Here is a 9,231-nt window from a genome sequence, read left to right as displayed (position 1 = left end):
GCAGTACTGGTGGGTGGCATGGATCCTCTTCAGGGTCGGTGGTGTCCGGTATCCCGTACTTAAGCATGCGCCCGGCGACGGTCAACCGACAGCCTCGCACAGGAACGGCTGTCTGGAATGCCGGACAAAGGCCACATACCTGCGGCGGGCCTTCCGCCCCTAGCCCGGCCAGCCCCCCGGTGTTCCGATGAATGTGGGCGCCGGCTTCCCCGTGGTATGCCCGGTCATTGGAACCAGCCCGTCGCCGGCTGAGCCCCATGCGGGATGGTTCCGGAGGGAAGGCACAGACGTGGATGCAGCGCTGTCGGGCAGGGTCGCCCTGGTTGCCGGGGCCACGCGCGGCGCCGGCCGCGGCACCGCCGTCGCCCTCGGCGAGGCAGGAGCGGTGGTGTACTGCACCGGCCGCACGACCTCCCGCCACCGTTCGGACTACAACCGGCCCGAGACGATCGAGGAGACGTCCGGGCTTGTCAGCACCGCTGGCGGCACTGGAATCGCCATCGAGGTCGATCACCGCCAGGCTGCGGAGGTGGAAGCCCTCGTGCAGCGGATCGACGCCGAGCAGGGCCGCCTGGACATCCTTGTCAACGACATCTGGGGCGGCGAGGACTTCATCGAATGGAACACCCCGCTCTGGGCCCACGATCTGAATGCCGGACTGCAGATGCTCCACCTCGGTCTGGACACCCACCTCATCACAAGCCACTTCGCGCTGCCGCTGCTCACCCGCCGCCCCGGCGGCCTGGTGGTGGAGATGACCGACGGCACCCGCGAGTACAACGCACAGCACTACCGGGTCTCCGTCTTTTACGACCTCGTCAAGACCGCGGTGCTCCGCCTGGCGTTCAGCCAGGCGGAGGAGCTGAGATCCTCCGGCTGCGCGGCGGTGGCGCTGACGCCCGGCTGGATGCGTTCGGAGATGATGCTCGAACACTTTGGCGTCACCGAGGCAAACTGGCGGGAGGCCGCCGGGACGCAGCCGCACTTTGCCGCGATCTCGGAAAGCCCGCTGTTCGTCGGGCGTGCGGTCGCGGCCCTGGCGGCGGACCCCCACGTGCTCAGCCGCACGGGCGGCTCGTATTCGTCCGGCGCGCTGGCCCGCGAGTACGGCTTCACCGACACCGACGGCTCGCAGCCGGACTGCTGGAGGTACCTCGTTGAGGTCCAGGAAGCAGGACTCGACGCCGACGCCTCCGGATACCGCTGACATCCGGCCGTTCCGTGTCACGGACAACCGGCGGCGGGAAAGACTACGATCGGGTTCATGAAGCACACGTGGGAAACTTCCGCGGACGGCATCATGGCTCTTCCGTCCGGCCGGCTCATTCGTGGGCGCGGCCTGCACTATCCGCTTCCGGCCGGGCCGTTTCCCGAGTTCGGCGTGTACCTGCTGGGCAAGCAGCCGCCGCCCGTGGGGTGGGAGTCCCGATGGGTGCCCTGGCCCGACCTTCGGCTGCCGGTCGACCAGCCGGATGCCCTCGAGGCGTTCCGGGAGGCCTGGCGCCGGGCCGAGACCGAACGGGTTGAAGTGGCCTGCTGGCGCGGGATCGGCAGGACCGGCACCGCACTGGCCTGCATCGCGATCCTGGACGGAGTCCCGCCCGGCCAGGCAGTGTCCTACGTCCGCCGCCAGTACCGGCGCCGGACAGTGGAAACTCCCTGGCAGCGGCAGTACGTGACCCGCTTCCGGACCGGAACGCCCTAGGCGGCTCCGCCCAAAACCGTGACGCCGGCCAACCGGCAAGCGGGCTCAAATGATGACGACGGCCTGCCCGCGGAGGTGCCCATCACGCAGGTCCCGGATTGCCGCCGGCGCGTCCGCCAGGGCGTAGCTCTTGCCGATGACCGGGGTCACCGCGCCCGCCTCGATGAGCCCGGTCAGGAACCGGAGGTCCTCCGCCCGCTCTGCAGCCATGACGCCCCTGAGCCGCTGGCCGACAAACACGGAGAGCAGCCCGGCGCCGAGTGAGCGTTGAAATCCGCCCGTCAGCCGCCCTCCGCCTTCCCCACCGACGATCGCGAGCGTGCCCTTAGGCTTGAGCGCCCGCCGCAGGACGGTGAGCGGGCGGTTGCCGGCGGTGTCCACAATGAGGTCGAATTGCCGGGATCCGTCTGCGAAATCGTCATGTGTGTAGTCGATGACGTGGTCCGCGCCGATCGAGCGGACCAAATCGGTTTTCGCGGTGCTGCACACCCCCGTCACCTGCGCGCCGAACGCCTTGGCGAGCTGCACCGCGTACGCCCCGACACCGCCGGCCGCGCCGATGACGAGAACCTCCTGCCCGGCCTGGATCCTGCCGGCGTTCCGGAGCGCCTGCAGGGCCGTGACGGCCGAGATCGGGACGGCGGCGGCCTGTTCGAAGCTGAGGTTTTTCGGCTTCAGCGCGAGCCGGCCTTCTTTTGCGCACGCGTATTCGGCGAAGGATCCCTCGCAGGTGCCGTACACCTCATCCCCGGTCCGGAAGCCGACGATATTCCGGCCGACAGCCTCCACCCGGCCGGCCACGGCCCGGCCCCGGATCCGGGTCTTCGGTTTCCTGAGCCCGTAGCCGACCACACGGGTCAGGTACGGAAGGCCCGTCATGAGGTGCCAGACGCCCTGGTCGACGCCGGCGGCCCGGACCCGGATCAGCACGTCGTCGTCGCCGGGCACCGGGGCGTCGACGTCGCGCAGTTCCAGCACCTCAACGGAACCGTAAACATCCTGGACGATCGCTTTCATGGTGCTTCTCCTCTGGGTCAGCTCGCCATTCCGTAACCGCAGGCGCCGGGCGACACCTTGAATGTGAAGAAATCCTGACATGTTGTCAAGCTCTTTCGCCGCTCCCCCGCCGGTTGGGGTTCGACGGCGGCGGCGGCCGGCTCCGCGCGCGGGGGCGCCGCACAGTCTGAAATCAAAGACACGAAGTTCCCGTGAGACTCCTCACAGCAAGGCCGGACATGGTCTGCTGGATGGCGATCCCCCTCCCAATGACGAGAAGGTATTCGCATGCAACAAGCCCAAACCGCTACGAAGGCGGCTCCTGCCGAGGCCGGCACCGGCAGCGCTGCCACCGCCGTCGGCGCAGCCGTCGACTCCGTACTCAGCCGGGGACTCAACGTCCGCCACATCCGCTTCATGGCGCTGGGCTCGGCGATCGGCACGGGGCTGTTCTACGGCTCCGCCTCCGCCATCCAGAAGGCCGGGCCCGCCGTCTTGTTGGCCTACATGATCGGCGGCGCCGCGGTCTTCATGGTGATGCGCGCCCTCGGCGAGATGGCGGTGCGGCATCCGGTGTCCGGGTCCTTCGGCCAGTACGCGAGCCGCTACTTGGGACCGCTGGCCGGGTTTGTGACCGGTTGGACTTACGTCTTTGAGATGGCGATCGTGGCCATCGCGGATGTCACGGCGTTCAGCATTTACATGGGATTCTGGTTCCCCGGCGTGGAGCGCTGGGTCTGGATTCTGGCCATCATCTTCTTCCTGGCTGCCCTGAACCTGCTCAGCGTCAAGGTGTTCGGCGAGCTGGAATTCTGGTTCTCCCTGATCAAGGTGGCGGCCATCATCGCCATGATCGCGGGCGGGGCGGCGATCATCGTCTTCGGTTTCCAGGCCGGCGGCGCCACCGTGGCACCAGGGCTCGGCAACCTCGTGGACCACGGAGGCCTGTTCCCGAACGGATTCGAAGGACTCCTTGCCTCCTTCGCCGTGGTGATGTTCGCGTTTGGCGGCGTGGAGACCCTCGGCATCACCGCCGGTGAGGCCGCCGATCCGAAAAAGGTCATCCCCAAGGCCGTCAACACCGTGCCCGTCCGGGTCCTGCTGTTCTATGTGCTGACCCTCGGCGTGCTGATGAGCCTGTTCCCGTGGGACGAAATTGGCAGCAACGGCAGCCCCTTCGTGCAGATCTTCAGCGGCCTGGGCATCCCCGCCGCACCCCACATCCTCAACGCCGTGGTGATCACGGCGGCGCTCTCGGCAGTCAACAGCGACATCTTCGGCGCCGGCCGGATCCTCTTCGGACTGGCCCGGCAGGGCCACGCACCGGCGAGCTTCGGCAAGGTTTCCCGTCACGGGGTGCCGTGGATGACCGTTGTAATGATGACCGGCATCCTGCTGGTGGGGGTGGTGCTGAACGCCGTGATCCCGGAAGACGTCTTCCTGCTGATCGCCTCGATCGCCACCTTCGCGACCGTCTGGGTCTGGGCCATGATCCTGGCCTCCCATGTCGCCATGAAACGCGAGATCGCCCGCAAGTGCCTGCCGGCGTCGGAGTTCCCGTCGCCGTGGTGGCCCGCCGCCTCCATACTGACGATCGCGTTCATGGCCCTGGTGATCGTGATTCTGGGTGCCTTCGAGGACACCCGGGTGGCGCTGTACGTGGGCGCCGCCTGGCTGGGCGTCCTGGTGCTCGCTTACCGCCTCTGGGTCCGCGGCCACGGCCGGGCGCGGGCGGAACTGGTCGACGAAACCGCCCAGCTCCCGCAGGTTCCCGCCGGGCGGTGATGGTGCCTCGCCCCCAAGGGATTAAGACGCTCCCGGGCGGGCCCTCACGGGGTTAGGATCAGGCATGGTCCCCGCCACCAACCTCTTGGCCTTTGCCCTTGCCGCCCTGGTGCTCATCGCCATCCCGGGGCCCAGCGTGCTGTTCGTGATCGGACGGACGTTGGCCCTGGGACGCAGGGGCGGGCTGTTGAGCGTTCTGGGAAACGCGGCCGGAGAGGTGGTGCAGATCGCCGCCGTGGCCCTGGGCGTCGGCGTGGTGCTGGCCCAGTCCCTGCTGCTGTTCAGCGTGGTGAAATTCGCCGGCGCCGCCTATCTGGTCTACCTCGGGATCCAGGCGATCCGGCACCGCGGCGGCGGCGCGGCGACGGCGTCGACCTCGAACCCGGCCTCGACCGCCCGCGTGCTCCGGGAGGGCTTCATCGTCGGCGCGACCAACCCCAAGTCGATTGTGTTCTTCGTGGCCGTGCTTCCCCAGTTCGTGGACTACTCGGCCGGAGCGATTCCTGTGCAGCTCGCCACCTTGGGTGCGGTCTTCCTGCTCATTGCCCTGGTCTCGGACAGCACGTGGTCCCTCGCGGCCGGGACGGCCCGGCACTGGTTTGCCCGCTCCCCCCGGCGGATCGCCGCTCTCAGCACCACCGGCGGCGTGATGATGATCGGGCTGGGCGGCACGCTGGCCCTGACAGGCACCAAGGACTAGCGCGCTGCTCCAGCCGCTCAACTCCAGCACAACGCGGGGTCAATTAGCGCCCATTAATACCCTCTGAATGGGCCGTAGCTGACCCCGCGTTGGTTTGAGCGGCGACGGGCTACCGCGCGGACCAGCCGCCGTCCATCGTGTAGCTGGCGCCGGTGACCATGCCGGCGTCGTCGGATGCCAGCCACGCCACCAGGGACGCCACTTCCTCGGGCTCCACGAGCCGCTTGACCGCTGATTCGGTCAGCATGATCTTGGCGAGCACCTCGGACTCCGGGATGCCGTGCACCTTGGCCTGGTCCGCGATCTGCGATTCAACCAGGGGCGTGCGGACGTAGCCGGGGTTGATGCAGTTGGAGGTGACCCCGTGCGCCCCACCTTCGAGGGCCGTCACCTTGCTCAGGCCCTCGAGCCCGTGCTTGGCCGAGACGTAGGCGCTCTTGAACGGCGAGGCCCGGAGCCCGTGCACGGAGGACAGGTTGATGATGCGGCCGAAGTTGTTGGCGTACATGTGCGGCAACGCGGCCCGGATCAGCAGGAACGGGGCCTCCAGCATGAGGGTGATGATGCGGCGGAAGTCGGCCGGATCGAACTCCTCGATGGGGCTGATGCGCTGGATTCCGGCGTTGTTCACCAGGATGTCGCAGTCCAGGCTGAGCGTCTGGAGGGATTCGACGTCGAGCAGGTTGACGGCCCACGCGGTGCCGCCGATTTCGTCGGCGAGCGCGGCGGCGGCGGCCTCGTCCCTATCCGCGATCACCACTTTGGCCCCGCGTGCCGCCAGGGCCCGGACGCTCGCCGCGCCGATCCCGCCGGCGCCGCCGGTGACCAGGGCCTTGCGTCCGTTCAGCGTGTTTTCCATAACTCAGCCTTCCGTGTCAAAAATTCGATGAGGCGGCCGGCTCCAGCGTGGCTGGAGCCGGCCCAAAACTCAAGCAGCTCAGCGGGTGGCTGCTACGGGCAGGCCTTCGCGTTCGGCGTCGGCCCGGTCCACGTCCTCCAACGCGATGCCCTTGGTTTCCTTCAGGCTCAGCACTGCGACGGTGGTGATGGCGCAGGCGACCAGCAGGTAGATCGCGGTGGGCAGCCAGGAGCCGGTGTCCTTGAGCCACTGGGTGGCCAGGAGCGGCGCCAGCGAACCGGCGAAGATCGAGGTGACCTGCGAGCCAAGGGAGACCCCGGCGTAGCGCATCCGGGTCGGGAACAGCTCCGACATGAGGGCCGGCTGGCCGGCATACATGAAGGCGTGCAGGCACAGGCCGATCGTGACGGCCAGGACGATGATCACCGGGTTGCGGGTATCGAACATCGGGAAGGCAAAGAACGGCCAGGTGGCACCGGTGACGGCACCGATGAGGTAGACCGGCTTCCGGCCCCAGCTGTCCACGAGGCGCCCGACCTGCGGGATGACCAGGAAGTGGACGACGTGGGCGATCAGCAGGGCCAGCAGCAGCGAGGAGGTGTCGTACTTGTGCACGGACTTCAGGTAGACGATCGCGAAGCTGACCACGAGGTAGTACATGATGTTTTCCGCGAACCGGAGCCCCATGGCCTGCAGGATGCCCTTGGGGTACTTGCGGATGACTTCGCGGACGCCGTAGCTGGCGGACTGATCCTCTTCCAGCTGGGCCTTGGCCTCGAGGAAGATGGGCGATTCGGAGACGTGGGTGCGGATGTAGTAACCGACGAACACGATCACGGCGGAAAGCCAGAACGCCACCCGCCAGCCCCAGCTGAGGAAGTCGGCGGAGCTGAGCACGTTGGACATGATGAACAGGACCAGGGTGGCCAGCAGGTTGCCGACGGGAACGGCGGCCTGGGGCCAGCTGGACCAGAAGCCACGGGACTTGTTGGGGCTGTGCTCGGCGACGAGCAGGACTGCGCCGCCCCATTCGCCGCCGAGGGCAAAGCCCTGGATGAAGCGCAGGAGGACCAGCAGCGCCGGCGCCAGGTAGCCGAGGGTGGCGAAGCCCGGGAGGCAGCCCATCAGGAAGGTGGAAACGCCCACCAGGAGGATGCTGACCTGGAGCAGCTGCTTGCGGCCGAACTTGTCGCCGAAGTGGCCGAAGACGATGCCGCCGATCGGGCGGGCGACGAATCCGACGGCGTAGGTCAGGAACGCGGCGATAATGCCGTCGAGTTCCGTGCCCGAATTGGGGAAGAACGTCTTGCCGAAGACCAGCGTGGCGGCGGAGGCGTAGAGGAAGAATTCATACCACTCCACCACAGTGCCGGCCATGGAGGCCGTTACTACCTTCTTCAGTCCGGACGTTTTGACGTCCGGCTCGTCTGCGCGCGTTGTCGCGGCGTTTTCCGTGCTCATGTGAACTCCTTCGGTGTCGCCTTCGACACCCTGCGGACCATTGGACTGAGGACGCCCGTGATTTAGGGCACATGGCGTCATTCCCCATGAGTATGGACGCTCCCGCCCTGAGCCTCAACGGCCATTAGTGCAGAGCGCATCTGCAAAAATGCACAAGCGGGCCGGCCTAGTGGCCGAAGAAGGTCTCGCGGAGCTGCCCGCTGAGCTGGCCGATTTCGGTCAGGAAGCCGTCGTGGCCGATCGGCGCTTCAATGATGTGCAGTTCCGGGCGGCCCGGCAGGGCCTCTGCCAGTTGACGGGACTGGGCCGGGAAATACAGGCGGTCCGAGTCCACGGCCGCCACCAGGAATTCGGCGGTGGCCGGGGCCAGTGCCTCCCCGAGGCTTCCGCGCCCCCGGCACACATCGTGGCTCATGAGGGCTTCGGTGATCGCGATGTAGCTGTTCGCGTCGAAACGCCGGGCCAGTTTGCTGCCCTGGTGGTCCAGGTAGCTTTCCACCTGGTAGCGCCCGCGTCCGGCCAGCGATCCGGCTTCCAGGGGCGTCTCGGACTCCTGGGCGTTGCGGCCAAACCGGCCGTCCAGTTCGGCCGCTGAGCGGTAGGTGATGTGCGCGATGCGCCGGGCGAGGGCGAGCCCTGCCTCGGGTTCCGGGCCGCCGTAGTAGTCCCCGCCCTTGAAGTGGGGGTCCTGGCGGATGGCCAGCGTCTGGGCCTGCGCGAAGGCAATCTGTTCGGCGGTGCTGCTGGCGCCGACGGAAATCACGGCGCAGCGCCGGACCCGGCCGGGAAACGTGACGGCCCATTCAAGGGCGCGCGCGCCGCCGAGCGAGCCGCCCAGCACCGCATACCAGCTGCCGATGCCCAGGGCATCGGCCAGCCGCGCCTCGGCGGCGGCGGTGTCCCGCAGGGTGACCAGCGGGAACCGCGATCCCCAAGGGCGCCCGTCGGGGGCCGGGGTGGAAGGTCCGGTGGATCCGTAGCAGCCGCCCAGGATGTTGATCGAAACGACGAAATATTTGTCCGTGTCCACGGGAGCCCCGGGTCCGGCGAGCTGTTCCCACCAGCCGGGCTCCCCGCTCTCGCCGCGGGTCACGTGTGTGTCGCCGGTCAGGGCGTGTTCAATGAGCACGGCGTTGGAGGCGTCCGCGTTCAGGGCCCCCCAGGTCTCGTAGGCGAGCACCACATCCGGCAACGGAGTCCCGGATTCGAGCTGCAGATCACCGATCCTGACGAACTGGACGGTCCCGTCAGGGGTCCGGGATGGTTTGGTTTCGGGAACACCCGTGCGGGTGACGGCAATCGTCATGTGAGGACCTATCTTCGCGCTTGCCCGCCGTCAGCTGACCGGCAGGCCAGGTCTTCACCCGGGGCACCCCGCCGCAAAAGGAGGGTTGCCGGCCAGCAAGCCGGGGCTGTCGCTGGCACTCATGACCTGGTACGAGTCTACGAAACGGGGTGCGGAAATGACGAAGATTATGACTTCCATGTGACAGCCGGACCCGTCAGCACCGCAGACTCCCCACCTTTGACAGCCGTGACCGGCGGGTCGCCCCGGAGTGCCGGCGATTCCCGGTGTGATGCCCGTATAGGTGGGGAAATTCGGCGTGGGCTTCGGCCTAGGCGGACTTGGCCGCGCGGAATCCGGCGTCGAGGTCCGCGAGGATGTCGTCAAGGTGCTCCAGCCCCACCGAAAGCCGCACCAGCCCGGGGTTCACCCCGGCGATC

Annotated in this window: 9 protein-coding genes and 1 riboswitch; of the genes, 4 read left to right on the top strand and 5 right to left on the bottom strand. The window is 67.7% G+C overall.

What is annotated here, in order from left to right; all coding sequences use genetic code 11:
• Positions 1-289: 289 nt before the first annotated feature.
• Positions 290-1,207, top strand: a complete 918-nt coding sequence (locus LQV45_RS12050; RefSeq protein WP_230007228.1) for an SDR family oxidoreductase — start codon at positions 290-292, stop codon at positions 1,205-1,207.
• A 57-nt stretch (positions 1,208-1,264) separates the two neighbouring features.
• Positions 1,265-1,705: a protein-tyrosine phosphatase family protein gene (locus LQV45_RS12045; protein WP_230007227.1), complete on the top strand. Its 441-nt coding sequence runs from the start codon at positions 1,265-1,267 to the stop codon at positions 1,703-1,705.
• Between the two features lie 45 nt (positions 1,706-1,750).
• On the opposite strand, the gene LQV45_RS12040 is transcribed toward LQV45_RS12045, so the two are convergent.
• A complete protein-coding gene (locus LQV45_RS12040; protein WP_230007226.1) occupies positions 1,751-2,722 on the bottom strand; it encodes an NAD(P)-dependent alcohol dehydrogenase in 972 nt (323 codons plus the stop codon).
• 267 nt (positions 2,723-2,989) lie between these two features.
• On the opposite strand from LQV45_RS12040, the gene LQV45_RS12035 reads away from it, so the two are divergent.
• Together LQV45_RS12035 and LQV45_RS12030 are read left to right on the top strand one after the other, a co-directional pair.
• On the top strand, positions 2,990-4,486 hold the full coding sequence (locus LQV45_RS12035) for an amino acid permease (protein ID WP_230007225.1): 1,497 nt from the start codon (positions 2,990-2,992) through the stop codon (positions 4,484-4,486).
• Positions 4,487-4,550: 64 nt separating this feature from the next.
• Entirely contained in the window at positions 4,551-5,186 is a 636-nt protein-coding gene (locus tag LQV45_RS12030; protein ID WP_230007224.1) for a LysE family translocator, read from the top strand.
• A gap of 109 nt (positions 5,187-5,295) precedes the next feature.
• Here the strand turns inward: LQV45_RS12030 and LQV45_RS12025 are convergent, their stop codons facing one another.
• The 4 genes from LQV45_RS12025 to LQV45_RS12010 form a co-directional block, all read right to left on the bottom strand.
• On the bottom strand, positions 5,296-6,045 hold the full coding sequence (locus LQV45_RS12025) for a 3-hydroxybutyrate dehydrogenase (RefSeq protein ID WP_223914617.1): 750 nt from the start codon (positions 6,043-6,045) through the stop codon (positions 5,296-5,298).
• Between the two features lie 78 nt (positions 6,046-6,123).
• On the bottom strand, positions 6,124-7,506 hold the full coding sequence (locus LQV45_RS12020; RefSeq protein WP_230007223.1) for an MFS transporter: 1,383 nt from the start codon (positions 7,504-7,506) through the stop codon (positions 6,124-6,126).
• Between the two features lie 166 nt (positions 7,507-7,672).
• Positions 7,673-8,812 (bottom strand): homoserine O-acetyltransferase, encoded by a 1,140-nt coding sequence (locus LQV45_RS12015; protein ID WP_230007222.1) that lies wholly within the window; start codon positions 8,810-8,812, stop codon positions 7,673-7,675.
• 11 nt (positions 8,813-8,823) lie between these two features.
• Positions 8,824-8,939, bottom strand: a riboswitch (SAM riboswitch).
• Positions 8,940-9,122: 183 nt separating this feature from the next.
• Positions 9,123-9,231, bottom strand: a 109-nt coding sequence (locus tag LQV45_RS12010) for a PLP-dependent transferase (protein WP_230007229.1), incomplete at its 5' end; no start/stop codon positions are given.

The sequence above is a fragment of the Microbacterium sp. Bi128 genome (assembly GCF_918698205.1).
The sequence above is the reverse complement of the archived record's forward strand: the minus strand, read 5'-3'. Positions and strand labels throughout refer to the sequence as shown.